A 25,533-nucleotide genomic window follows, 5' to 3' on the forward strand; every position below is an offset into this window, starting at 1 on the left:
AATAATTTCAGTTTTTTGGCAATCATCTTGAAGCAGGTTAGACTAAGCAATTGGAGTTAAACATAGAAGGATAGATTTATATGCGCTTACCAATTGCAATTAGTACCATTTTAGTCGCGTCTTTGGGTTTGAGTACACCTGTAATATCTCAACCTCCTATACAGGTAGCCCAAAAACTAGCGTCTACTAGTTTTGTCTTAGAACAATTTAAGATTAATTATCGATTATGGAGACGAAAAAACATCTCTAACTATCGCTATGAATTTACTAGAAGTTGCTATTGTTCACCCAAATCCACAGAACCAGTGATTATTGAAGTCCGCAATGGAGTAACGACTTCCATTACTTATAAAGATGCTAAAAAGCCAGTAGATAAAGGATTATTTCAAAAATATAATACAATTCCTAAACTCTTTAATATCATTAAAAATGCGTTCATTCAAAAAGCAGACAACTTGACTGTACAATATAACCCAATACTTGGCTACCCCACTCAAATTAACATCGATTATGATAACCAAAGAACTGATGATACAATATTCTTTACAATTAGTAATCTGCAACAGATCGAGTAAATATAGCTAACCAGAGCATTTATATAATAGAAGGTTCCTAACTTGTAAAAAAAGGCTGAAGTCGCCTTTTTCTACAAGTCGGGGCAGCAAAATAAAAATATCGTATAAGAGGATATTTGAAAAGTCCTCTTGTCGGTTGACAAATGACAAATGACTAAATCGCTGGACGGCTATTCCTCCCACCCCTCTTATTGAAATGAGATTCCCGCAGATATTCGTTGAAACACTACTGAAAGATTATTAGCTGGCATTTGGTAAGTTTGTTTCAAGGTGAGATTTTGTGCGCTAGCTGCTGCTACAACATCATCCAAGTTACGTATACCCCACTCTGGGTTTTGGGCGCGTAAAGAGCTGTCAAAAGCTGCATTACTCGGTGCTGTATGTTCTCCACCTTGTTTGAAGGGCCCATACAAATACAGGATACCTCCTGCTTTTAAGATACGCCCTGCCCCTGCCATTAGCCCCAGACAGGCTGACCAAGGTGAAATGTGAATCATATTGATGTTGACGATCGCGTTAATTGGCGAGGTATCCAGCCACTGGGTTACCGCGCCCTGCTCCACTGGCCAAACTGGTTCTCTAACATCAAGTTCAAGCGGTGGATAGATATTATTACATACATTGTGTTCAGTCCATGCAATAATGCTGGCTCTTTTTTGTGGATTTGTATCTGTTGGTAACCACATACAATCTCTGAGTCTGGGCGCAAAAAAGACTGCGTGTTCACCAGTACCACTGGCGATTTCCAAGATCGTGCCACTTCCAGGTAATACTTGTAAAAGTACTTCTAGAATTGGTTCACGATTGCGCTCGGTTGCTGGTGCGTATTCTCGTGCGTCTTGTAGTGTCATCCGTATCGTTTTTACATACCTGATTTCATCTTAGTGGCTATTGTCTAAAAACTATAGGACTCCGATTTGATTTCTGAAAACATACTGAGAGTAAAAAGCCCGTTTTATCAGGGTTTTATCTCAATACGGTTCAGTTAAGGATTTTTGGTACTAATTTTAGACCTGTAGAGACGCGAAATTTCGCGTCTTTACCAAGGTTTTTGGGCTTAACTGAACTGTATTGGGTTTTATCTGAAATCTTGTTCAGAAATCAGATATGAGTCCTATATAGGAAATAGGTATTACGAATTAAGCAAAGCGTTACTAATAAATTATTCTAAGAAAGTATGATCGAATCAGAGCTAAACTGGTTAGATTTTACACCTGATAGCAATAAATTTACTTGAGCGTCTTCAGCATTAAAATTCAAAATGAGGCCATTTTTAGTATCGGTTATATTTCCTTGAGAAAACATGTCATCTAACCAAGTGTCAGGGTTAATATCATGCAAACCCCTAAATTCAATCTTATCAATACCAATTTTAAAATCTTGAATAACATCAAAGTCACTTATCAAAAATTTATCGCTAACGTTGAAAACGTTATCGAGACGGAGATTGATACCAATACCAACTAGTAAATCTTGGACTCCACCAAGCTTACCTGCCAACAAGCTATTGTTAAAGTTGAAAACAAATTTGTCATAGCCGTCGCCACCAACTAAAACATCATTCCCAGCACCACCAATCAGAACGTCATCATCCGAACCCCCATTTAGGCTATCATTGCCTTGGCCTCCAATTAGGGTATCATTCCCTTCACCGCCTTCGAGGATATCATCGCCTTTGTTTCCATCCAGTTTGTCATCTCCTAAGCTGCCATAAATTTTGTCTTCACTGTTACTTCCTCTAAGATTATCTTTCCAGATGCTGCCATAAATAACATCTCTACCTAAATTGTTGATTAAAGTATCTCCTAGAAAAGTAATATTACTGGCATTCATTTCTACTATTGTTATGTTGGTGTTATCATGAAAGGTCTTTTGATAACTACCAATGGACTTTATTTTGAGAGAGTCCTCACCATTATCGCCGTCAATATCAGTAGTTTGCGAGCGACTCTTAATAATAACGCTACGACTCCTACTATATTTAAAATCAGCAATATTCTCAGAGGAAATTAACTTACCTTGGACACCGAAATAATCTAATACCTTAGGTTTATAAGGATTTGTGGTATCTAGTACCAAGAAACCAATTTTCCCCTTACCCTGGTTATATTCAGTAGCAGAATTTTCAATTTCTTTAGCTGTTAGTGCTAAGTTGGTGGAGAAATCGAAAGAAAAGGTTTTATTAGCAGCAACTTTAAAACTAGCAACCACTTGCATTTTATTACTGGCAGTTCCTGCGAAAGCACCATCTAATCCAATACCAGTAATGTCACCAAAGAGCGAAGAAAAAGTCGGGTCATTGTTAAAAACAGCTCCAGCTTGAACCGTAGCAATAGCAACGCCACTTTCAACCAACGCCTTTATCTCAGTGGTAGTCAAAGTTCCTGAGGGCTTTTGACTATAGTTTGAGAACAAAGCAGACCCTTGAGCGTTAGCAAAGTTAGGGTTGGGATTAGGAATTGGATCTACAATTGGCTGTAAAAATAGTGTCTGTGGCTGCATAATTTTTCTGTTCCTGTTAAGTACTTTGTCTACAAAGATGTATGAGTGTATGCAACCCTATTTTGTGGAATTGGATATAGCGATCGCAGAATCTCATAATTTCAGCAGTCATGTCAATTATCCAGGGCGATCGCATCTAAATTATTCTTGACCACAAACAAGGTATTGTTAATTTTATCCTCTGTTAATGATGAGTAACCGCTCAATAATCCAAGGTAAATTGCTCAGTGACAAGCCTCAAATAGCGTAAAATCGTTTCTGAACTGCTAGGTCGCCTCGATTTATTGAGCTGATACGATGATGAGCTATACCTATTTAGTAGTCAGGTCAACGTCTCCTACAATCGCAATTAGATCATCACCGCTAGGAACTTGGGCGAAAATTATAGTATCAAGCTCAGTTATCACAGAGCCTGTTTGAAGTCGATAAGTTACAGATGGACTAACTTGCAACTTATCAATACCCTTTTCAAAGCCCAGAATAATAGCATAGTCGTTCTCGCCAGCAGCTGTATAATAAGGGGCTTTCGTATCCCCAAGCACAAATGCATCTTTCACGCCATCGCCAGAAATATCTGTGACCTTACCCTGATTGTCAACCGCACCGCCACCAACTAAGATATCTCTCTCAAATGATGTTCCTGTACCACCGCCAAATCCATTCAGAGTGTCACTACCAGTACCCCCTACGAGAAAGTCTTCAAAGAATCCTTCAGGAGCATCTGGAGATCCGTTAGTACCTCCAATCAGATTATCATTACCATCGCCTCCAAATATTACGTCACTACCCTGATTTCCTCTGAGGGTGTCATTGCCAGCATTCCCAAAAAGCAAGTCATCACCAAGACCTCCATTAAGGCTATCGTTACCGCTACCTCCATTGAGGGTATCATCGCTGCTAGTTCCTTGTAATATTGCCATATTTGCTGTCTCGCAAAGTTGTAAATTTTACTATTATTTGCGCTGCTTAAATATTATTTATATTCTTGGTTCAAGCAGGGCATCTAAATTATTCTTGGCTACAAACAAGTTATTGTTACTTTCACCCTCTGTTGATAATGAGTAACCGCTCAATAATCCGAGGTAAATTGCTCAGTGACAAGCCTCAAATAGCGTAAAATCGTTCCTGAACTGCTAGGTCACCTCGATTTATTGAACGGATACGATGATGAGCTATACCTATTTAGTCGTCAGGTCAACATTTGTTACAATCGCAATTAGCTCATCACCGCCAGGAAGTTGGGCGAAAATTATAGTATCAAGCTCAGTTATCACAGAGCCTGTTTGAAGTTTATAATTCACAGTTGTACTAAGTGCTAACTGATCAATACCCTTCTCAAAGCCCAAAATAAGAGCATAGTCACTGACGCCAGCATCTGTATAATAAGAGCCTTGCGCATCCCCAAGCACAAATAAATCTTTCACGCCATCGCCAGCAATAGTTGTGACCTCACCCTTATTGTCAACCTCACCGCCACCTATTAACTCATCTCTCTCAAATAATCTTGGTCTAAGACCTCTGCCAAATCCGTCCAGAGTGTCGCTACCAGCACCTCCTACGAGAACGTCCTCAAAGAATCCTTTACCAGCAGATGGATCTCCGCTAAAACCTCCAATCAGACGATCATTACCATCGCCTCCAAATATTACATCACTACCGTTACCTCCATTGAGGGTGTCATTGCCAGGATTTCCAAAAAGTAAGTCATTACGAAGACCTCCATTAATGCTATCGTTACCGCTACCCCCATTGAGGGTATCATCGGCGTCAGTTCCTTGTAAAATTGCCATATTTTTTGTCTCCAAAGTTGTGAATTTTACTATTATCTGCGCTGCTTAAATAATTATTTATATTCTTGATTCAAGCAGAGCGATCGCATCTATACTAACTACTCTTGACCACAAACAAGGCATTGTTAATTTCATTCTCTATTTATTACGAGGTATACCTAGCCAATCAGGTCAACATTTGTAAAAATCGCAATTAGGTCAGAACCAGTAGGAAGTTCGGCAAAAACATACGTGTCAAGACCACCGCCATTCGGATTCGGTCGAGTTCCAAATCTAAAATTTAAACCAGGTGAAAGTAGTCTATACTCATCAATACCCTTCTCAAAGCCTTGAATAATAGCAAAGTCCTTATTGCCAGATCCTGTATAAAAAGGGCCATCGGCATCTGCAAGCAAAAATACGTCTTTCACGCCATCGCCAGAAGAATCTGTAATATTGCCGTTTTGGTTAACCGCACCACCACCTACTAACACATCTCTCTCAAATAATTTTGCTGTACCATCACCACCTGATCCTGTACGAGCGCCAAATCCCTTCAGGGTGTCACTACCAGCACCCCCTACGAGAACGTCATCAAAGAATCCTTCAGGAGCATCAGGATTTCCGCTAGGGCCTCCAGTGAGAATATCATTACCACCGCCCCCAAATATTATGTCACTACCCGCACTTCCATCGAGGCTGTCATTGCCAGCATCCCCAAAAAGAAAGTCATCCCCTTCACTTGCTGAGAGATTATCATTTCCAAGTCCCCCATTAAGGATGTCATTGCCGAGACTTCCATTGAGCGAATCATTGCCACTATCCCCATTTAGCAAGTCATCACCAGCACTTCCACTCAGCAGATCATTACCGCTACCCCCATTCAGGGTATCGTCACCAAGGCTGCCAAACAATTTGTCATTCCCATCTCCTCCATTCAATAGGGAACTACCACCGAAACCTGCATTTATATTGTCATTACCGCCTCCCCCAGTCAAAGTATCGTTACCACTAATACCAAGAATCGTGTAACTCCTAGTATTAGTGTTTCCTTCTGGGACACTTAATAGATCGTTGCCCCTAGTTCCTTGTAAAAAACTACTCCCACCTCCAGATGTATTGTTATTACGATTTCTCCCGGTCAATATATCGTTGCTACGATTAAAAAGATTCGCTATTCTATCAGCATTATTGCCTTCTATATTGTTGCTGTCATTTATTTCTACAATTGCCATGTTTTTTACCTCGCAAATTCTTGGTTGAAGTTGCCAATGTGTAGTGCGTAATTATCCCAAGAGGATGTTTTAAAAGTATTTTGCTATGATTTTAGACACGGCACTGACTCACCTTTTTGAAGGGGAAACCGGAATCAAAGTCCCCTTTAAAAAGGGGGATTTAGGAGGAGCTAAAACGTTTTGATACCAACAATAGGGCTTTTAAAACATCCTCAGATTAGCTATTTTGGAGCATTAGGTTCATTGCTAAATTATTGTTTTCCCCAAACCAAAAATATTTGTAAAAACTGCTCTAAAAATAGGCTAAATTAGCACCTCACATGAAACTATCACCTATCGAATTGAAGCCTGCAAATTCTAAGTTGCTTAACAGGTTATTATTTGTTCCTATCCCAATCACATTACTTAAAGATGAATTCAAATCACTGATGACATTACTACGCCCAGAAGTAGAATTTGTTGTACCTAGAAATAAACTGCGATTAGTACCTCTAAATGTATCAGTGCCTAAATTGCTGACGAAAGTACCGTTATTTTGACCTCCTAATAACAAATCGTTCGTGTTATCTCCAGTGTAGGAATTCGTAGCTACCACAGTACTTCTATTGGATCTTGCTCCGGGTACGAAAACTTCTTGACTCCTGTTAATCCTTAAACCTGTAGGGGAAGAAATGCTGGCGTTGATGCTGCCGCCGGCACCGCTCATATTGACGTAGGACAGACCTGTTAAAAAAATACTGCTCATTAGATTTCCTCTTGATCTTGCTAGATATACAATACCGACTTGACCAGAGAGGAGAGGAGCAAGGAGCAGGGAGCATGGGAGAAGATGGTGTAATTCCCTACCAAAAGGGTTTCAGAGCAAATAAATTTATTGATGCTTAATGTTAAATATTTATTTCGAGATGCATTACGACAGGAAATAATACGTCCAAGTTTCAGCAGACATAAATTTATTTATGGCGTTCTCCCCTAAGCTTTGTGCGCCCTGCCCCCTTTCCTCTTTTTTGACAGAAGCTGAAATGTCCAGATGGTAAGACTTGTAAAAATGTTTTGGTTTACTGAGTATGCTACTTGCTTAGATGCTGAACTTTGGAGACGCTACCCTAGCATTACTCGACTTGACAAGAGGTTTCCTACATTCACAAACACATATCACCTTACATAAAGAGGTAAATCTTGCAACTGTCTGATTAACTGTGTTAACATTGAATCTAATTTAGAAAATTGCTGAAAACTATAAACCAATATAGTTTTCAGCAATCTTTAAACATCCAACAGTAGGTTGAGTAGAGTACAAGATAACCCAACAAAACAATTGCTATGGAGTGTTGGTTTTCTTACTCACTCTAACCTGCTTTTGTTTTTAGGCTTAACCTTAACTAATCCAGTTGGATTAAGTTCCAGGATCACGAATGGTAGCAGCAATAGCGTTAACGAAAGTCTCAGAGCGATCGTCTTCAACTTGAACACCACCAATAACGCTGCTGAAGGTTCTGCTTCCGGTTGCATCAGCGCTAACAACTAATTCAGCAGTGTTGCCTTGGATACCATCTAAGGTAGTGGTAACGCTCTTGGTGAAGGTTTCGGTAACATCAGCTACAACTGTCTTGGTTGCAGTGTAGAAGTTGTTGATGTTAGTACCACGACCACCAAGGATTTCTTCAGAGGTATTTTCTAAGTAGTTTAGATCAGAAATAATCATTTGAGTTTCTCCTGAAAGTTGGAAATTTTGTGCGGAATTTTTGGCGTTACAAAGTTGTCTTTGTTAGCCAGATTATTACTACTAGATGGTAGCAGCAATAGCGTTAACGAAGGTTTCAGAGCGATTGTCTTCAACTTGAACACCACCAATAACGCTGCTGAAGGTTCTGTTTCCGGTAGCATCAGCGCTAACAACTAATTCAGCAGTGTTGCCTTGGATACCTTCCAAGTTAGTGGTAACGCTCTTGGTGAAGGTTTCGGTAACATTAGCTACAACTGTCTTGGTTGCAGTGTAGAAGTTGTTGATGTTAGTACCACGACCACCAAGAATTTCTTCAGAGGTATTTTCTAAGTAGTTTAGATCAGAAATAATCATTTGAGTTTCTCGTGAAAGTTGGAAATTTTGTGCGGAATCTTTGGCGTTACAAAGTTGTCTTTGTTAGCCACATTATTACTACTAGATGGTAGCAGCAATAGCGTTAACGAAGGTTTCAGAGCGATCGTCTTCAACTTGAACACCACCAATAACGCTGCTGAAGGTTCTGTTTCCGGTAGCATCAGCGCTAACAACTAATTCAGCAGTGTTGCCTTGGATACCTTCCAAGTTAGTGGTAACGCTCTTGGTGAAGGTTTCGGTAACATCAGCTACAACTGTCTTGGTTGCAGTGTAGAAGTTGTTGATGTTAGTACCACGACCACCAAGAATTTCTTCAGAGGTATTTTCTAAGTAGTTTAGATCAGAAATAATCATTTGAGTTTCTCCTGAAAGTTTTAGCTTTTGGCTGGTATGTTTGGCGTTACAAAGTTGTTTTTGTTAGCCACATAATTACTATAATCCATTTCTGAAAAAAGTCAACACTTTGCTAAAAATTTCATCATTAAAAAAACTAATATTATTGCCGCTTATTGCCGCTTAAAACGATCATATACAAGCATTAATTAAAACCCAAAAAACCATACTAAAGTTAGACAATAATTTAATTTATTACTGCCCATCAAGACTTGTAGCGATTTAATTTAAGTTTTTAATCGCGCTAAAACAGCATTTTGTCGATGGATATACAAAAGAGACAAAAGGAAAACAATATTAAATGTTTTAAGCAAACAATAGCAGTATTTGTCAGATTTTATAACATTAGAAAAATCTACCTTAAATCAGATAAGATAGTTAGCTAAAAAACATTTGTAATTTAATAACTTATTTAGTCCTAGTAAATAAGATATCTAGGAATTTATCGTGCGATCGCACATTTGCATCTGAACCTATCTGATCCAATAGGGTTCAGTTAACAATACCTTCAGCAAAAACAGAGGTAGTCTGTTTTTACCGAAATAGCCCAACACAATAGTGTGCAATACTCGTAAGGGAAAACATCAAGCAGTAGTCCCGACGCACAGGACATGCACCAAGCTCCTTATCTACGTTCGCGAACAGCATGTTGTAGACACATGCTGATGCATCTATGTAAAAAAAGTGACTTCGATCAAGTGTTTTACCCTTAACCCAAGCGTACTGCTATCTGAGTAACTGTTTTCATAGCCTTAATTTGTTGCTTTAACTAATCAGAAAATCATTTTCTAATGGTTTTTTGACGCAACTGTTCATCATAGTTGGGGTTCAATGATTTCTTTCACCAAAAAAGGGAGAGAAAAGTCTTAATAGGGAACACAAAATAATTTTAGACTTTAACTGTGAGTCTGAAGCTCACTCAAAAAAAAGATGTTTTTCGAGACGCGTAGCGTAAGAATTGCGTTGTCCAAGTTTTCAATCCCACGTTTAAAAATGTGGGTTAGTGGGTAACGATCCCTGCTACCTCTTGTTCGGTAGGATTCTGAGTGGTAGCAGAAATAGCATTAACGAAACTTTCAGAGCGATTCGCTTCGGTTTGCACACCACCAATGACGCTGCTGAAGGTATTGTCTCCAGTAGCATCAGCACTAACAACTAATTCAGCAACGTTTCCTGTTAAACCACCCAAGTTAGTGATAATTGTCTTGGTGAAGTTTTCATTAACATTAGCTGTAACTGTCTTGGTTGCAGTGTAGAAGTTGTTGATGTTAGTACCACGACCACCAAAAATTTCTTCAGAGGTATTTGCTAAGTATTTTAGATCAGAAATAATCATTTGACTTTCTCCTGAAACTTAGAACTGTTTTGAGTGTTTTTGGCGTAACTGATTGTTATTTATTAACACACAATTACTATACTTCATTTTTGATAAAAGTCAATTCTTTTTTGAAAATACTTTGATTAAAATAATTAATCTATTTAGCTAAAAATCATCAAAAATAGCATTAATTAAAACCATAAAAAATAGCAGAAAAAATCTAGGCATTGATTAAAACTATTGCTGCCTAGCAAGCTTTATAGCTATTTAAGTTATTTTGTTAATCTCTAAAAATATCTCTCCTTAGATGGATTTACAAACTCCTAAACCTCGCAGCTTATGAAACTTTCAAGCAAAAAATGCCTACCCACATAACATTTATATAATTTTTGAAACATCTATCTTAAGTTAGATAAAACATTTAGATACCAAAACATTTGCAATTTCATCACCTATTTAGTTTTAGTGAATGACGTATCTAGCAATTCTTCGTGCGATCGCACGTTTGCATCTGAGTCTATTTGAGTGACAATTCTCATCGCGTTGATTTGTTGCTTTAACCAATTAGAAAATGATTCTGTAATGATTTTTTGGCGCAATTGCTCATCTAATTGGGGTTGAATAATTTCTTCCACCCAAATTAAATGCACTCCCTTGGGTGTCGTAATCGGTTTGAGAGCATTTGGGGGTGCAGCAGCAAATACAGCAGCTGCAATCTCTGGGCGAAAATCTTTGCGATATCGCAGTCCTTGATATCCATAAGCACGGCGGAGTTCTGGTTCTGAAATATATAAACGAGCAATTTCAGGAAAATTGATTTCGCCTTCTTCGAGTGCATAAAAAAGCTCTAAAGCCAAGTCTCGATCCTCGAAGATGACTTCGTAGGTAACGGCGGCGACATAATCGAGTTGGTGTTCATAAAAGTGCTTTTCGAGTTGATCAGAAAATAGATGATTTGCTAACTTCCGTGAAAGGATGTTGTTGTAGGCTAATTCTTCAAACTCATTTACAGACAGGTGGTGTTTTTCTAGCCATGTCCAGGTGTCTTTAGCTTTGACAAGCTTCTTAGCAAACCTTAAGTCATCTCCTTCTTGCTGTAGTTCTTCTGGTGTGACTGTAATTCTTAGCTCTTGAGCTGTTTTGGTAATGATGCTTTGTGATGCGATCGCCTCCACCACATCAGGTATCTGACAGGAAAGTTTGAGGCTGTGAATGATATCTAAGGTTGAAATAGTGAAATGTTCCGACATGATACAGATGCCTTCATAGGGTATTCCTTATCTCAAACATAGATAAGATGGAGTTTTGATGCTTAACCTTTAATTAAAACCCGATTTTGAAGCGGGGTCTAGGTCACAATGGTTCTATAAAGATACAGATTTAGTTAATAATTCTTTATCAATTTTTTCTGCTAGTTTGTAAGACATTAACGGGGGATTTCGGTAGTTGCTGGCAGTTTTTCTAAATCCCCATCGTCTAGCTTCAACTTCTGAAACTCCAAACTCTGCGGCTAGCTTGTGGTAAGACCAGCCATATTTCCTCATTAGGTCAATTGGATGCATATAATAACCTTGCTAATTAATGCTGTAGCTCTCTCTAGTAAAGCGAGGGCAAACTTGAGATGCACGAACTGGAAATGTTGACTAAATCTCTAAACCGCCTTTTTGCAGTTTCTTGAACGGATCTAAAACAAAATCAATCACCCGCCGTTGACGAATGATCACTTCAGCATTTGCTGTCTGACCGGCACCTAATGGGATACGTTTGTTGCCATTTTCGACATATTGCTGCTCTAAGGTGATTTCTAATTCATAGTTTTCGATGTTCCCTTGCGGAGTTTGGGTAATTTTCGAGTCAGGAGAGATCCAAGTAACTTTCCCTGGTACGATGCCATACTCCTGGAAGGGATAGGCATCAAACTTGACTTTAACTGGCATTCCTAACTTCAAGAAACCACTATCCTGATTAGGCATATTAGCTCTGAGTACGAAGTCTGCATTCTTGGGTGCGATTTGGGCAATCCTTTGACCGAGTTGTACTACTGCTCCTGACTTCGTGGTGGGTAATTCAAAAATTACGCCATTAATTGGCGATCGCACCACTCGTTGCTGTATCTGAACTTTAATAGATATAATCTGGCTTCTAGTCTGAGCGACTTCTGATTGAACTGCTGTTATTTGCGTTTGTAGGTCTTTTAGTTGTTCCTGATTTTTCATTACAGCCAGTTGTCCGGCTTGCATCAAACTTTTATAGCTACTTTGTTCCTCTTGCAGTCGCAGTTTTGCTTGTTCGATATCAGACTCCAACGTTTTGATAGTTACTTGATAACGATTTAGCTCTCCTGCTAACTGCAATTCTGCTTGTTTAATATCTGATATAGCCTTGCTATAGAGTCGTTTGCTTTCTTGTTCTTCTTTTTTGAGTTGATCAATTTGGGTTGCAGAAACTGCGCCATCGTTAACGAGTTTGCTAAAGCGTTCAATTTGCCTAGAATCTATACTCAAACGAGTTTTAGCCGATTGTTGATCATCGCGAGTAGTGTAAATCTGCTGCTGGGCTTGCTTAACTAATGCTTGTTTTTCTAACTTTTGGAGGTTATAGCTACTCAGTTTGGTATCCAGGTTTTGCTGCGCCTGGTTAACTTGAGCCATTTTTTCTAATTCTTGGGATTTATTTTGTTGTTCTAAAAGGTTAGTTGACATTAAAAGTTGATTTTTGAGCAGTTCCAGTTGCGATTGCCGATTTTGTAACCCTTGCAATTTGCTCTGCACTTGTTGCAGTTCTGTTTGCAAGACATCAGACTCTAGTTCTACTAAAACCTGGCCGGCTCTAACTGTATCTCCTTCTTTGACCATAACTGTTTTGACACTCCCACCAGCTTGAGCGTCTAATTTTTGAGTTGCGCCTTTAGGTTCTATACGCCCTCTAGCACTACCAGTCTCATCTACTTTCGAGAGAGTTGCCCAAGGTAAAAACAAACCAGCAAAAGCTATGAGTGCATACAACAAACCACGAGTCCAAATCCGAGGTAAGGCATTGAGCAATGCTTCAGTACCGTAGTGCAAATCTTGACTATTACTTTCTGCCTCAGCAACTTCTACAGATTCCTCTTGTTGTGTGTAACTTTGGTACTTATCTGTCTGATCTTGAGGAAGTGGCGATGATCTATTGGGAGATGGCATAGCTTTAGTTCCGATAAAAGTAGATGGGGAGTGGGGGGAGATGAGGGACTGAGGGAAAAGAATTAATAACTAATGACAAATGACTAATGACTAATCCCCAATCTCAACTAACTTGAGCTAGTTGTTGTTGATTGAGGTAGTAATAATGACCTTTTTTAGTGATTAATTCGTCGTGAGTACCGCTTTCTACCAAAACGCCTTGATCTAAAACTAGAATCAAATCAGCGTTGCGGACTGTAGAGAGGCGATGGGCAATGATTACACTTGTGCGTCCTTGAAGAATTGTTTTGAGGTTGTTTTGAATGATTCGCTCTGATTCGGAATCTAGATGGCTGGTGGCTTCATCAAATAGTAATAACCGAGGATTTCCAAGCAAAGCCCGAGCGAATCGCTAGGCGTTGGCGTTGTCCACCAGAGAGCATACCGCCGCCTTCACCAATTTGGGATTCGTAACCCATCGGTAGTTTTTGAATAAATTCATCGGCTCCGGCGTATTTTGCTGCTTGGATAATTTCTTCATTTGAAGCATTCGGATGAGCGATCGCAATGTTTTCCCGAATAGTCCCACCAAAGAGAAAGGTATCTTGGTCTACAACGCCGATTTGAGAACGGAGCGATCGCAACGAAATACTCGTGATCTCACTACCATCAATCAGTAGTTTGCCATCTGTCGGTGGATATAAACCTAAAATCAATTTACTCAGGGTTGTTTTTCCAGAACCACTGCGCCCCACCACTGCAACCATCTGTTCTGGTTGGATTTCAAAGTTAAGATTTTCTAAGACGTTAGTCTCACTTTCTGAGTGATAGCGAAAGGTGACATTATGAAAGCTAATGTGACCGCGCAGCTTGCCCAATGCCTTCCGGGGTTTAGTTTCTAAGTCTTCTTCTGGTTCTGCCTCCAACACATCATTTATGCGTTCGGTGGAAATTACAATTTCTTGCAATTGATTCCACAGCATAGATAGCCTCTGGAAAGGACTCAAGACGTTACCCACTAACATATTGAAAGCAATTAATTGTCCAATCGTCAGTTCGCCATTAATTACCTGAGTCGCTCCATACCACAGCAATGCAGTATTGACAAAAGTTTGGATAACGCCACTGAGAATTTGCAGCTGATTACCAATTATCTGAGCATTAAAGGCTTTTTTGACCAAATCATTCAGCAGTTCTTCCCAACGCCAGCGCACACTCTGTTCAATTGACAATGAGCGGACGGTACGAATTCCACTTAGGGATTCTATGAGATAGCTTTGTTCTTTAGCGCCTGCATTAAAAATTTCTCTGGAGATGCGGCGCAAAATATTTGTGCTAGCTAGCGCTAAGATAAAAAATGGCGGTACTGTACACAGCACGAATAATGACATGCGCCAGCTATAAGAGAACATCAAGCCCAGATAAACTACCAATGTCAGCATATCCAGCAAAATCGAGAGTGTCTGACCGGTAAGGAATTGCTGAATTTTCTGGTTTTCTTGGATGCGCGAGACTATATCCCCAACAAAACGCGACTCGAAATAAGAAAGGGGCAAGCGAAAGGTATGTTTGATAAAACCTACGAGTAGGGCGACGCTAACGCGGTTGGCAGTATGAAATAAAAGATATTGGCGTAGAGCATTGACAGCCACACCAAATAACCCAAAAACAATCATCCCCAAACCAATGGCGTTTAAGGTTGTAACGCTACGTTGCACAAGGACTCTATCGAGCAATAACTGAGTGAATACTGGCGTTACCAGTCCAAATATTTGGATTAATATTGAAGCTGCAAAGATTTCTAATAGTGCCCGATAGTGAGGTTTAATTAACTCAAAAAACTTCCAGAAACTTGTATTTTCGTTTTTAGTATTTTGTAATAAAGCTGTAGGTTCCAGTAACAAGGCATAACCACTCCAACCCTCTTGAAATTCAGCTTTTGTTAGGCTGCGTTGACCAAGGGCCGGATCGCATACAATTACCCGCTTAGGAGTGATTTCATAGACAACGATGAAGTGTTTGCCTTCCCAGTGGACAATTGCAGGTAAAGGTTGTTCTGCTAATTTATCAAGAGTGGCTTTCACCGGACGGGTGGCAAAACCCAGGTTTTCTGCTGCTGTTGCCATAGCCTTGAGAGATGCACCACTGCGGTTGACGTTGGTCATATCTCGCAGGCGATTGATACTAAAATGCTTGCCCCAATAGTTACCAATCATTACCAAGCAAGCAGAACCACAATCGGCAGCGCTTTGTTGAGCATAGAAGGGATAGCTTTTAGTGAGGCGTTTCCACCAATGCCTTACTTGCACTTTCGGACTAGGAAAGTAAAAACGTGATTTTTTTGGTTGTTGTGACTGCTGATCTCGTTGGGGAAAAGGAATGATTTTAGATTTTGGAGATTGGGAAGTTTTTTCCCCACTCTTTAGTACAGAAGGGATTAATCGCGTCTCTCCCCACTCCGCTAACTCCGGGAAGTATTCTAGTGCTGCTTGCATCTGGTCGTTTTTCAGAATGTAAGCAATTGTTGGTTGAGTTACCTGCCAATCACCTTGTTTTGGTTGGGCAGAGATTGTACCTGGTGTCAAAAGATGGCCTTCAGAATGCCGCAGTTTCCCTTTGTACAATAGCCATAGCTGGGAATCTTGGGATATTTCTGGACTTACAGAGCCAGTTTCTAAATGCTGTCGCTCAAAGAGAGATAAAGCTTTGAGCATTCCTGGTATTTGTGAAGTATGGCACGATAATTGTGAGGTTTGGCGACATAACAACAGTAAATCCCAAAGTTCTGCACGGGCAAAAAGGCGATCGCGAATATTAGGATACTTATCTATTAATATTTGCAATGCGTCTTGTCTAAAATAGCCCAGTTTTAAGCTTGTCGAAGCTCTGACTACATAAGGACTAAAGTCAGCTTCGGGAAAAAGAGTCAATTCGCCAAAAACAGACCATGCACCAAAGGTAGTGATTAAATTCTCAGAGCTATCCAACAGCCTGACTTTACCTGTAAGGATAATATAGATACCAGGATTAGTCTGTGCAGATTGCCAGAACTGCTTTGCTGGTGGTGGCTCCACAATTTCCATTGCTGCCAAAAAATTTTGTAATTCTTTTTCTGAAAGCTTTGCACCCAAGGTGGACAAGAGCCTTTGGCCTACATCTTCCCCAGAAAGCACGGATGGCATTTTTTAACCTCCAAGACAAAATTTAGCTATTGGTCTAAATTAAAAAAAATAATAAAAAGTATGTTTTGATACTTTTATATCTGCAAGGGAACCCTAAACTTGCTAGAAGAAAAGAGTTTATATTTTTTATTTGGGAAACAGCGCCACTCGTTGTAACTGAACTCTTGATCTTGACAATCACTAATGTGAATGCCAATATATCGCGCTAGACGTTTGCATAACCAAGTTTCTTTGCTTCCAAAGCATTAATTCTTGCGGTGTCTTTAGCCCCCACAAGATTCGTGCTTTCAGCAAAAGATTGAATAAGAATTCACCAGCAAAACCTCTACGGTTTTATGCCTTGGCATCAAAATCAATTTATTAGGCTATGCTTCTGTCTATAGCGCCTAACCTCCAGCATTAAAAAGCTGGCTTGTGGCACGCTACAGTCAAGAGAGAAGAAAAACTATAAAGCAGATGATGATTTTTTGAGATTTTACTACTCAATAAAAATCTTACTTCAACAATATTGCTTGCTTTGCTTAAAAGCTACTAAACTCAATCTTTTTACAGTCATGTTTAGTCTCTTTAAACAACACATACTCAAGTTAAGCATGTAATTTTTATTACACCTCCTATAGCAGAATTAGTCTGAGCGCTTAAATAGTTATTGCGATAAACATATTTACATAATTAGCTTACACTGATTAACTTAAAGTTTGAATAGCCGATGCTTATTTTCATGTAAATTTTTTGAAAAATTACATCAGGGACAATTCTTTGCAGAAAAAATACAATTTTCACCCCTTCATACATTAAATCTTTAAACAAATAGACCACACAGTATGGTGCAAGTTATAACAGCACAAAATACTTCTAGTTTGCCCATTTTGTCGGGAGTTAGAAACAAAGTATACTCAAGGCTAAAAGACTGGTCACCAAGTTTAGTGTAAATAGTCGTTGAGAACCCCAGCAGAGCAAAAATACGCTATAAATAAATACGTAAAGGACTGTAAGTAAGTCTGGGTATAAATTAGAGGCTTTTCAATTCTTTTGTGCCCTATCGGGTTAGACATCGGGCTTCTGTTGGTTCCTGCTAACGTCAGCTACCCAAGCACAGGGAGAAATATTTCCAAGTAGCGATCGCGCTCTAGTCGGTGATAAGCTAATCAGCATTCAAGTTAGATAATCAGGGCGGGTAAGATGCCCACCCCATAAGATATTGAAAAAATTTTAATCTGCAAATTAGATGTGTTTTAGCTTATGGACACAATCATAGATTATCTGGCTCGTGAGCTTATATACAGTTGTTTGAGGTGGTTAATCAAATTCTTTATGACTATCAAGGCGTATGCATTCACACTCAACGGCAGATTTACCTAGCCGACGCAGTAATTGTGACAGTATCGATTGGTGTCTTGCCCTCAAGTCAAATTCTTTTCAATTTACCAACAATTTATTCTGCGATGGCTCCATCCAGTCCACTAAGGCTATAATGCAGTTTTAGCACTCTCACTAGCGCTTTCCTTGAGAGTCGTTTTTAAACGTGTCGCTGTGCTTTTGCGGATGCGATCGCTTTTGCGAACACCACCCGCCATTTGATATTCATGGCTATCTTTGCCGTACTTAAAGGCAACTCCAAGAAGCATTTTTTCTGTCAAGTCGCTCAAGGTTGTTTCCAACTCTTTCATCTCATTTTTGTAAGAGTCAATCACAGCCAGAGTAGTATTATAAGCTTCTATTTTGCTACGGTACTGCTGAATTATTTGTGTGATATTTTGCAAGTTGCGAGCATCGCCAAAATCCATACTCGGATCAATTGCTTTGAGTCCAGACATTCTCAATTCAGCTTTTTCTAGAACGCGATATGTACGCTTTTGACGAGGCATAATTATGTTCTTTTGATTGTGTTCTAGAACTAGCTTGCCTTACTAAAGCTTAATTTTGGTTGAGTAAAATCCACAATCTTAGTGCTGGATATAACTATAGTTTAAGTAATATCCACTAAAACTATGATATTTGTAACGAAAATCGTAGTGGTGGTAACTAAACTCGTAACATTGTAACGAAAATTATGATATTTGTAACGAAAATCGTAGTGGTGGTAACTAAACTCGTTATTTTAGTAACAAAATTGTAATATTGTAACGAAAATTATGATGTTTGTAACAAAAATCGTAGTGGTGGTAACTAAACTCGTTATTTTAGTAACTTAAAGCGTGATGTTATTGACGACAACTGATTGCAAATCAAAAAGCCTAGATATCACACGCCAGAAATTGAGCAAGTAATGCTGAAGTGAATCTAAATTTATTAACTTAGTGGTAAGATTTAGAACAAAAGCAGTGTATTAAGCAGATACACATAGTCAAAGTAGCAGATGGAACCTTTAACTACTGCGCCGATCGCAATCAGTTCTGTAAGGGACTTCCAAGTAAAAAAATATTCCATTGCTATTGTTCACTGTTGACCGTTGACGGTTCACGAGTTTTCAGTCAACAGTCAACAGTCAACAGTCAACGACTTGAATGTGGAATAATTTATTTTTTGGAGTTCCCTAAGTAAGTCGGTGAGAATAAATCAAACTAGATTAAGTAATGTAAAAAATCTTGAAATTAGTTCGTAGAGAGGACTTTATTCCTCTCTACGAGACGCACTCGCGTTCACTACAAACCTCTTCATTATTCACGCCGCTCTACTTAATACCCACCAAAGTCTTAGAAAAAACAACCAAAAAGGTAACAGACAGGTTGTTGCAACTAATGCAAAATTTAACTGTAAAGTCCGTAGCCCGCCCACAAATGGCGATAGAGTTTGCAATTTAGTACCGCAAGGCGGATTCAAAATTCACGCATTCAAAATTCAAAATTAAGACAGAGTAAGCGTTCCGTTGATTTTGAATGGTCTGTTTATTTACGCCGCGCTGTACTAGTAGTTTTGAGCGATCGCTATTTTCTCATCAACCAAGGTGCGATCGTTAAACGTTTCCGCAAAGACCTTGATAAGATGGAAAAATAGTTCAACCTCGCTGCCAAGGTTATGAGTAACATTAATATTTCCTTGCCTGAGTCGATGAAAGTCTTTATTGAAGAACAAGTGGCTGAAGGTGGCTACGGTTCAGTTAGCGAATATCTACAAGAGTTAATCACTCAAGACCAAAAACGCAAGATGCAAGAACATGTAGAAGAACTTTTAATTGCAGGACTTGAAAGTGGAGAAGCAGTAGAAGTTAATGATGAATGGTGGCAGCAAAAACGCACACATTTGATCAACCAGATGCATCAAGAGAAATAATGACAAAGCGGATAGTCATTACACCCAAAGCCAGTTTAGATATTGATGAGTATTTTGTTTACATTGCCCAAGAAAACCCCGACACGGCTCTTTTGTTTTTTGACTCTGTAAGAGAAACTTTTGCACAGTTAGCAAGAATGCCTGGAATGGGTAGCCGTTATCCCCTGGAGAATCTTCGTTTACAAGGTTTACGTAAATGGGCTGTTGAGGGATTTCAAAAATATTTAATTTTTTACTTTGAGCGAGATGAAAGCATTGAAATTGTGCGGATTCTCTATGCAGGGCAAGATATAGAAAGGATTTTAGAACAGGAGTGATATTGATTAGCGATCGCTTGTATGATTACTTTGGTGGAGCGATCGCTATTCTCTCATCAACACAAATGCAATGGGGCAAACTAATCGCAGAAATTTGTCCAAACACAACGCCTAACAAGCTTGATAAGATGGAAAAAACTACTTAAACAAGGGGATGTGATTGATTTACCTGATAATATCCCTGATTTAAGGCTAGTATATCTCAACGAACTTAACTGCGATCGCTTGCAAACTCAACCAAATAATCCAATTTCCCAAGAGATGCCATTCGTTATAGCTTGGTAATGCTTAAAACCACATGAATCATTGACAGTCTAAGTCTATACGCAATATAATCAATGTAGTAGCAACATAACCATAGAGTTAATTCAAATAATTTTCCCAGAGAATAATAGACGAGCAATATAAAAGATAATTTGGATAAAACAGATGAACACCAAAATTATTGCTTTCTTGGGGATTACGGCAGCCTTTGCAAGCTTAGGAAGCCAAGTATACGCACAGTCACCAACATCAAGCTCAAATCTAGAGCAATACAGATCAACTGGTAATTCTCTTGTTGGAATTGATCGTAGAACAGCGCAAGAAGACTTTAAAAGCTTTTTTGAGCAAACTAATCCAGCAAGCATCTCCAACAATAATAGAAGAGGCAATAAAACTCCAGTCAAAATCCAGTTTAACGAAACATTATCACAGCCAGACACTTCTGTTTTATTAGCACCAGCTCAGTCTGGGAATGACAATGATGGATTGCAAGTGCAGTTAGATATAGGGAGAGAATAATTAGGTATGAAAATAATTCGTAATTCGTAATTCGTAATTCGTAATTCGTAATTGAATTAAGACAGACACTTCGGGGTGGGGTTTCTACCTACCTTGGGATAGAAAGACTGTTTCTCTGACGAGACGCTAGCGCGTAGCTTGCTTCTCCGTAGGAGTACGCGCCACTTGCGGGCGAAAGCGCGTAGCGGGACGAAATCCGGTTTTAAACCTTAAAATCTCGTTTCCAGCCAGAGGCTGGAAATGCTGATCGTTGCGGCTCTGCCGCCAGAAATGGGAGGCGGAGCCTTTAGGATGGCATTCCCAGTCGGAGACTGGGAACGAGGTAAGGGGGCTTTACGCATCACGATTCGTAAACTACGCACGATTGTGCATATTAGAACTTTTGTAGAAAACTGCAAAAGTTCTAATATAGCGGTTCTCATTTGGATGCAATACATTTTGACCTCTCTCTTAAAAGGAGAGAGGCTTTAAGTCTTACTCCCCAACGCTAGCTCTTAAGGGGCTGTTCTTGTTAGGTCTGTATTTCATGCAATTGAGAACCCCTATATGTGCTATGTGCAATATTTTGGTTTAACAACTTCGACTCAAGATTAATTGCCCATTGGGTAATCGATATACTCCCTGTGCCTCAATAATTGGGTCGCCTTTTTTCCAGGGGCGCGATGTTGGTTCAACACTACGCACATCACCAGTTGTGTATGGTGAAATTAATACATCTCCCGGACTATTGCGTAAAGCACCGGAACCTGTAATTATAAAAGAGTTTTCTTGTCCCTTGATAGCGCGTGAAATGCAGCTATTAGCAAGAAGTACATTAGTATCGATGACGTTTGGTGAGAATCTGGTAAAGCTATTTTGAATAGAACTGGTATCAGGTGCCTTAATATTTGTCACACCAGGATCGCCGAATTCCGAGCTTGCTGTAATATCACTTTTATCGGTTGGTTTTGTCCGCGACTCGATACCGAAGATCCCTTGGGAGTTGATTTTGACTTTTCCACCTTTGCCAGTGTATGCGTTGGCTCTGATGTCGCTGTTTTCGTTGGGAACTGCAACGATAAATTTTGAGTTGATATTGATGTCACCGCCATTGCCACCTAGATTGCCTGTACCTGCGTTAGTGGAGATTTGAGCGCCATGACGGAGTAAGAGCAAGTCGCTGTTGACGTTAATGTTACCACCGTTACCCGATGCAGATTCAGCGTTGAGTTGAGCTTGGTTGTCTAAGGTAATTTTGGGTGAGTTGACGTTGATATTACCTGTGATGTTTGACCCTTGAGAGCGAACAAACAACCCACTGTTAACAGACTCATCCTCAACCAAATCTCGATCAAATTCTCGGACAAACCGTTTGAAGGCAGCACTACCAGATATAGTTATCCCATCGGTAGCATTAACTGTGATACTACCTGCAAACCCACTGCTGCCTATGGAACTATTGGCAAGGATTTGCCCACCATTAACCGCTTCTAAAGTCTTCACTTTCACTGTGATATTTCCAGCATTTCCTTCACCGAAAGTGCGGGCATCTACAACCCCATTGTCTGCTAGCCGAAAAGCATTGGTATCAATAATGATGTTTCCTCCCTGCCCTCTTTGATAGGTACGTGAAAATAACCCACTTGCCGTTTTATCAATGGAAACTCCAAAAATGTTAACAATATCAGAAGCATCAACTTCTATGTCTCCAGCATTTCCTTGACCACGAGAATTAGTAGATATCTGTGAGCCATTTCCCAGAATTAACTCCCTAGTAATAATCTTTAAGTCTCCGGCATCGCCAACACCTGTTGTTTTAGTAGTTAAAAGGCTAGGGACTGGCTTCCCACTTGTTGGTGATATTCCTGTTCCTTGTAATTCCACCAAATCCCTAGCAATCACAAACAAATTTCCTCCCTTTCCCTCGCTGTTAATAGTACTAGTTGATACTTGCGATCCACCCCGCACACTCAAGCGTTTGGTGTCAATTGTCAAGTTTCCTGCATTTCCAGCACCTTTGACAGTTTCAGTAAACAAGATGCTACCAGCATCACTTAATTGCACGGAGTCAGCAGCATAAACCTTTATCTCTCCAGGTTTTCCTTGAGCAGAAGAATCAGTAAATATCTGTCCGCGATTTCCCACAATTAACTGCCCAGTGTTAATCGTTAAATTTCCCCCCGGTTCGTTACCTTTAGTAGTAGTTGAAACTTGCGCTCCATCCCGCACACTCAAGCGTTTGGTGTCAATTGTCAAGTTTCCTGCATTTCCAGCACCTTCAGCAGTTTCAGTAAACAAGATGCTACCAGCATCACTTAATTGCACGGAGTCAGCAGCATTAACCTTTATCTCTCCAGGTCTTCCTTTATTAGAAGAACGAGTATATATCTGTCCGCTATTTCCCACAATTAACTGCCCAGTGTTAATCGTCAAATTTCCCGCCCAACCGTTACCTACAGTATTAGTAAATACTTCCGCTCCATCCTGCACACTCAAGAGTTTGGTGTCAATTGTCAAGTTTCCTACATTTCCAGCACCTTCAGCATCTTTAGTTTTAGTAAACAAGATGCTACCAGCATCACTTAATTGCACGGAGTCAGTAGCATTAACCTTTATCTCTCCAGGTTTTCCTTGATTAAAAGAAAGAGTAAATATCTGTCCGCTATTTCCCACAATTAACTGCCCAGTGTTAATCGTCAAATTTCCCCCCGGGCCGTTACCTACAGTATTAGTAAATACTGCCGCTCCATCCCGCACACTCAAGAGTTTGGTGTCAATTGTCAAGTTTCCTGGATTTCCAGCACCTTCAGCATCTTTAGTTATAGTAGACAAGACGCTACCAAGATCACTTAGTAGCACGGAGTCAGCAGCATTAACCTTTATTTCTCCAGGTTTTCCTTGATTAAAAGAACCACTAGATATCCGTCCGCCATTTCCGACAATTAACTGCCCAGTGTTAATCGTCAAATTTCCCGCCGAACCGTTACCGATAGGAGTAGTTGATACTTTCGCTCCATCCCGCACACTCAAGAGTTTGGTGTTAATTGTCAAGTTTCCTGCATTTCCAGCACCTTCAGCACCTTCAGTTTTAGTAAACAAGCCGCTATCAGCATCACTTAGTTGCACGGAGTCAGCAGCATTAACGTCTATCTTTGCAGCAGAAATCAATGAGCCTCCTGTGACAACCAAATTCCTGCTCTGAATCTGAACATCACCGCCAATATCGGCAACATCGACAAATGCTTTGTCTTGTAATCGAATATCGCCAAAATTATTTACAGAAGCGTACCCCAATACCCAATTGTTATCTTTCTGGTTCAAGCTCACTTCTCCAACACCAGCAACACTACCTAACTCAATCCGTACTCCTGATGTCAAATTCGTTTGTTTGAAAGCTTCTAGTTTACCTCCTTGTAACGTCACATCACCGCCCACAAGTGCTAGAGTTTTACTAGGTTCCACTTTGAGATTAGATCCTTCTACACGAATACCTCCTGCTGTTCCCTGAAATTGCAAACCAATGGGAACACTTACCGTTAGCAGAGGTGTGCTTTGGGAAGGAAACGCGCTAAACAGAGCGCCATCTGCAAATTTGAGACTATTTGCTGTAGTTGCAATCAAAGAACCTTGGATTTTCAATTCGGCGTGAGATCCAAAAATAATTCCATTGGGATTGATCAAAAACAAGTTAGCAGAACCATTGGTTTTAATCAGACCGTCAATAACAGAAGCAGAACCACCCGTGACGCGGCTGATGATATTTTGAATATCGAGAAGGTTGTTGAAGTAAGCCTGACTGTCAGTGGGTAGAGAAAACTGCTCAAAACTGTGGTAAAGATTACTTCCAGCTCTAGTTCCTCCTTCAATAATTCTGGTATTCCCCTCTAATTTGACAGTGGAATTAGTGGGTAAAGTGCTATCAGGTGTAATCTGAGCAAAGGTGCGATCCCAAACATTGACGTATGCACCACTAATAACTACAGAAATGATTAGCCTTAATAGCCAAGATGAACTGCGTAAGTTTTCAGCCATTTGATGATTGTTTTTAACAACATTATTAATAAGTATGAGTTTTTTTTGCTATTGATACCGGAAAAATCTAAATTTTTGTAATCAATTGATACAAAGGGCACAAAAATCATAATATAATACGAAACATAAAAATTAACCAGAGGTAATTTTGCCTCGACGAGAAATAGCCAATTAGGTGATTAAAATGCATAATTATACTCAAATAAAAATCCTCGATTTAGACGATGTTGAATCAATTATTGTGCAGGAAATTACAGTAGCCGAGGCTGAAAAAATTATTGGTGGAGATGTACCTCAAATAAAAGTAGAACCAGCGATTAATGAATGTAAAGTTTTATCTGGAGGAAATTGTTCATGTCAGGGAAACTGTAGGCTTATAGATCCTCCCCCAACACCTATTATCTCAAAAGACCCCCACCCTTCGGGTATTTTCAAACCCCACTATTGGGAAATAATAAATCAAGCAATAAATCAAGGCTATTTGGATAAGTCTTTCATCCCCTCAAAGTTCATTAATAAAGTAAATCTTAAGTAGGGTGTGTTATAGGTTTAGCCTAACGCATTGCCACATAATACGGTGCGTTAGGCGCAAGACCCAAAATTTTCGTGACAAACCATATTAATGTAATTCGTAATTCGTAATTCGTAATTAAGTTTTGTAATGGAGATTTAACCCCAACACAAAACTTACTTATTTATTGAACCGGGGGACTTAAACCCACGGAATTGAGTTAAACTGTCACACTTACCGACATCCCGCCCTGAAGTAAAGTTCAGACGTAGGTTGGGTGGAGCGGAGCGCAACCCAACATATATCAGGATGTTGGGTTAAGCAAAGCCTCCACCCAACCTACAATTTTTTTGCTTTTAAGTATGGGGTTTGCTCCCCCTGCTTCCCCTACTCTCTTCATTG

24 protein-coding genes and 1 pseudogene are annotated in these 25,533 nt (G+C 39.7%); 9 read left to right on the forward strand and 16 right to left on the reverse strand.

Translation table 11 applies throughout. The annotated features are described in order from the left end of the window. Window positions 1–80 precede the first annotated feature (80 nt). Window positions 81–575, forward strand: coding sequence for a DUF6174 domain-containing protein (locus D1367_RS27225; protein ID WP_118169873.1), 495 nt, complete (start codon window positions 81–83; stop codon window positions 573–575). A 188-nt stretch (window positions 576–763) separates the two neighbouring features. On the opposite strand, the gene D1367_RS27230 is transcribed toward D1367_RS27225, so the two are convergent. The 15 genes and pseudogenes from D1367_RS27230 to D1367_RS27300 form a co-directional block, all read right to left on the reverse strand. After that, the gene (locus tag D1367_RS27230; RefSeq protein ID WP_118169875.1) at window positions 764–1,426 is read right to left on the reverse strand and encodes a DUF938 domain-containing protein; all 663 of its coding nucleotides are present in this window, start codon (window positions 1,424–1,426) and stop codon (window positions 764–766) included. 316 nt (window positions 1,427–1,742) lie between these two features. Next, window positions 1,743–2,954 (reverse strand): calcium-binding protein, encoded by a 1,212-nt coding sequence (locus D1367_RS32980; protein WP_276469592.1) that lies wholly within the window; start codon window positions 2,952–2,954, stop codon window positions 1,743–1,745. Window positions 2,955–3,388: 434 nt separating this feature from the next. Further along, a complete protein-coding gene (locus D1367_RS27240) occupies window positions 3,389–3,997 on the reverse strand; it encodes a calcium-binding protein (protein WP_118169879.1) in 609 nt (202 codons plus the stop codon). 258 nt (window positions 3,998–4,255) lie between these two features. Next, complete coding sequence (locus D1367_RS32985) at window positions 4,256–4,867, reverse strand: calcium-binding protein (protein WP_118169881.1); 612 nt, start codon at window positions 4,865–4,867, stop codon at window positions 4,256–4,258. Window positions 4,868–5,025: 158 nt separating this feature from the next. Then, window positions 5,026–6,081 carry a calcium-binding protein gene (locus D1367_RS27250; RefSeq protein WP_118169884.1) on the reverse strand — a complete coding sequence of 352 codons (1,056 nt, stop codon included), beginning with the start codon at window positions 6,079–6,081 and terminating at the stop codon, window positions 5,026–5,028. A 316-nt stretch (window positions 6,082–6,397) separates the two neighbouring features. Then, a complete protein-coding gene (locus D1367_RS27255; protein WP_118169887.1) occupies window positions 6,398–6,826 on the reverse strand; it encodes a hypothetical protein in 429 nt (142 codons plus the stop codon). Between the two features lie 651 nt (window positions 6,827–7,477). Beyond that, the gene (locus D1367_RS27260; protein ID WP_118169889.1) at window positions 7,478–7,786 is read right to left on the reverse strand and encodes a hypothetical protein; all 309 of its coding nucleotides are present in this window, start codon (window positions 7,784–7,786) and stop codon (window positions 7,478–7,480) included. Window positions 7,787–7,867: 81 nt separating this feature from the next. Beyond that, entirely contained in the window at window positions 7,868–8,161 is a 294-nt protein-coding gene (locus D1367_RS27265) for a hypothetical protein (RefSeq protein ID WP_118169892.1), read from the reverse strand. Window positions 8,162–8,242: 81 nt separating this feature from the next. Continuing rightward, complete coding sequence (locus D1367_RS27270) at window positions 8,243–8,536, reverse strand: hypothetical protein (protein WP_118169894.1); 294 nt, start codon at window positions 8,534–8,536, stop codon at window positions 8,243–8,245. A 1,039-nt stretch (window positions 8,537–9,575) separates the two neighbouring features. Then, the gene (locus D1367_RS27275; protein ID WP_118169897.1) at window positions 9,576–9,911 is read right to left on the reverse strand and encodes a hypothetical protein; all 336 of its coding nucleotides are present in this window, start codon (window positions 9,909–9,911) and stop codon (window positions 9,576–9,578) included. A gap of 434 nt (window positions 9,912–10,345) precedes the next feature. After that, window positions 10,346–11,143, reverse strand: coding sequence for a peptidylprolyl isomerase (locus tag D1367_RS27280; RefSeq protein WP_118169899.1), 798 nt, complete (start codon window positions 11,141–11,143; stop codon window positions 10,346–10,348). Between the two features lie 114 nt (window positions 11,144–11,257). Further along, window positions 11,258–11,455: a hypothetical protein gene (locus tag D1367_RS27285; protein WP_118169902.1), complete on the reverse strand. Its 198-nt coding sequence runs from the start codon at window positions 11,453–11,455 to the stop codon at window positions 11,258–11,260. A gap of 81 nt (window positions 11,456–11,536) precedes the next feature. Next, complete coding sequence (locus D1367_RS27290; protein WP_118169904.1) at window positions 11,537–13,075, reverse strand: beta-barrel domain-containing protein; 1,539 nt, start codon at window positions 13,073–13,075, stop codon at window positions 11,537–11,539. A gap of 103 nt (window positions 13,076–13,178) precedes the next feature. Continuing rightward, window positions 13,179–16,236 (reverse strand): annotated as a pseudogene (locus D1367_RS27295) (peptidase domain-containing ABC transporter). 1,469 nt (window positions 16,237–17,705) lie between these two features. Further along, window positions 17,706–18,104 carry a hypothetical protein gene (locus D1367_RS27300; RefSeq protein WP_118169907.1) on the reverse strand — a complete coding sequence of 133 codons (399 nt, stop codon included), beginning with the start codon at window positions 18,102–18,104 and terminating at the stop codon, window positions 17,706–17,708. A gap of 925 nt (window positions 18,105–19,029) precedes the next feature. Between D1367_RS27300 and D1367_RS27305 the strand changes: the two genes are divergently transcribed. The 7 genes from D1367_RS27305 to D1367_RS31365 all read left to right on the forward strand — a co-directional run bounded on the left by D1367_RS27305 (window position 19,030) and on the right by D1367_RS31365 (window position 21,080). Continuing rightward, window positions 19,030–19,233, forward strand: a complete 204-nt coding sequence (locus tag D1367_RS27305) for a hypothetical protein (protein ID WP_118169910.1) — start codon at window positions 19,030–19,032, stop codon at window positions 19,231–19,233. A gap of 21 nt (window positions 19,234–19,254) precedes the next feature. Next, window positions 19,255–19,509 carry a type II toxin-antitoxin system ParD family antitoxin gene (locus D1367_RS27310; protein ID WP_118169913.1) on the forward strand — a complete coding sequence of 85 codons (255 nt, stop codon included), beginning with the start codon at window positions 19,255–19,257 and terminating at the stop codon, window positions 19,507–19,509. Continuing rightward, the gene (locus D1367_RS27315; RefSeq protein ID WP_118169915.1) at window positions 19,509–19,826 is read left to right on the forward strand and encodes a type II toxin-antitoxin system RelE/ParE family toxin; all 318 of its coding nucleotides are present in this window, start codon (window positions 19,509–19,511) and stop codon (window positions 19,824–19,826) included. The genes D1367_RS27310 and D1367_RS27315 overlap by 1 nt, the downstream gene beginning before the upstream one ends. After that, complete coding sequence (locus D1367_RS31360; RefSeq protein WP_181984980.1) at window positions 19,823–19,972, forward strand: hypothetical protein; 150 nt, start codon at window positions 19,823–19,825, stop codon at window positions 19,970–19,972. Before D1367_RS27315 ends, D1367_RS31360 begins: the two co-directional genes overlap by 4 nt. A gap of 10 nt (window positions 19,973–19,982) precedes the next feature. Further along, window positions 19,983–20,111: a hypothetical protein gene (locus D1367_RS32990; RefSeq protein ID WP_267313660.1), complete on the forward strand. Its 129-nt coding sequence runs from the start codon at window positions 19,983–19,985 to the stop codon at window positions 20,109–20,111. Between the two features lie 144 nt (window positions 20,112–20,255). Then, window positions 20,256–20,609: a hypothetical protein gene (locus tag D1367_RS27320; RefSeq protein WP_118169917.1), complete on the forward strand. Its 354-nt coding sequence runs from the start codon at window positions 20,256–20,258 to the stop codon at window positions 20,607–20,609. 240 nt (window positions 20,610–20,849) lie between these two features. Beyond that, window positions 20,850–21,080 carry a hypothetical protein gene (locus tag D1367_RS31365; protein WP_118169920.1) on the forward strand — a complete coding sequence of 77 codons (231 nt, stop codon included), beginning with the start codon at window positions 20,850–20,852 and terminating at the stop codon, window positions 21,078–21,080. Between the two features lie 99 nt (window positions 21,081–21,179). On the opposite strand, the gene D1367_RS27330 is transcribed toward D1367_RS31365, so the two are convergent. Beyond that, window positions 21,180–24,620, reverse strand: a complete 3,441-nt coding sequence (locus D1367_RS27330; RefSeq protein ID WP_118169922.1) for a two-partner secretion domain-containing protein — start codon at window positions 24,618–24,620, stop codon at window positions 21,180–21,182. A 184-nt stretch (window positions 24,621–24,804) separates the two neighbouring features. Between D1367_RS27330 and D1367_RS27335 the strand changes: the two genes are divergently transcribed. Beyond that, a complete protein-coding gene (locus D1367_RS27335; protein ID WP_118169925.1) occupies window positions 24,805–25,155 on the forward strand; it encodes a hypothetical protein in 351 nt (116 codons plus the stop codon). Window positions 25,156–25,533: the final 378 nt, after the last annotated feature.

The sequence above is a fragment of the Nostoc sphaeroides genome (assembly GCF_003443655.1).
Taxonomy (GTDB): domain Bacteria; phylum Cyanobacteriota; class Cyanobacteriia; order Cyanobacteriales; family Nostocaceae; genus Nostoc; species Nostoc sphaeroides.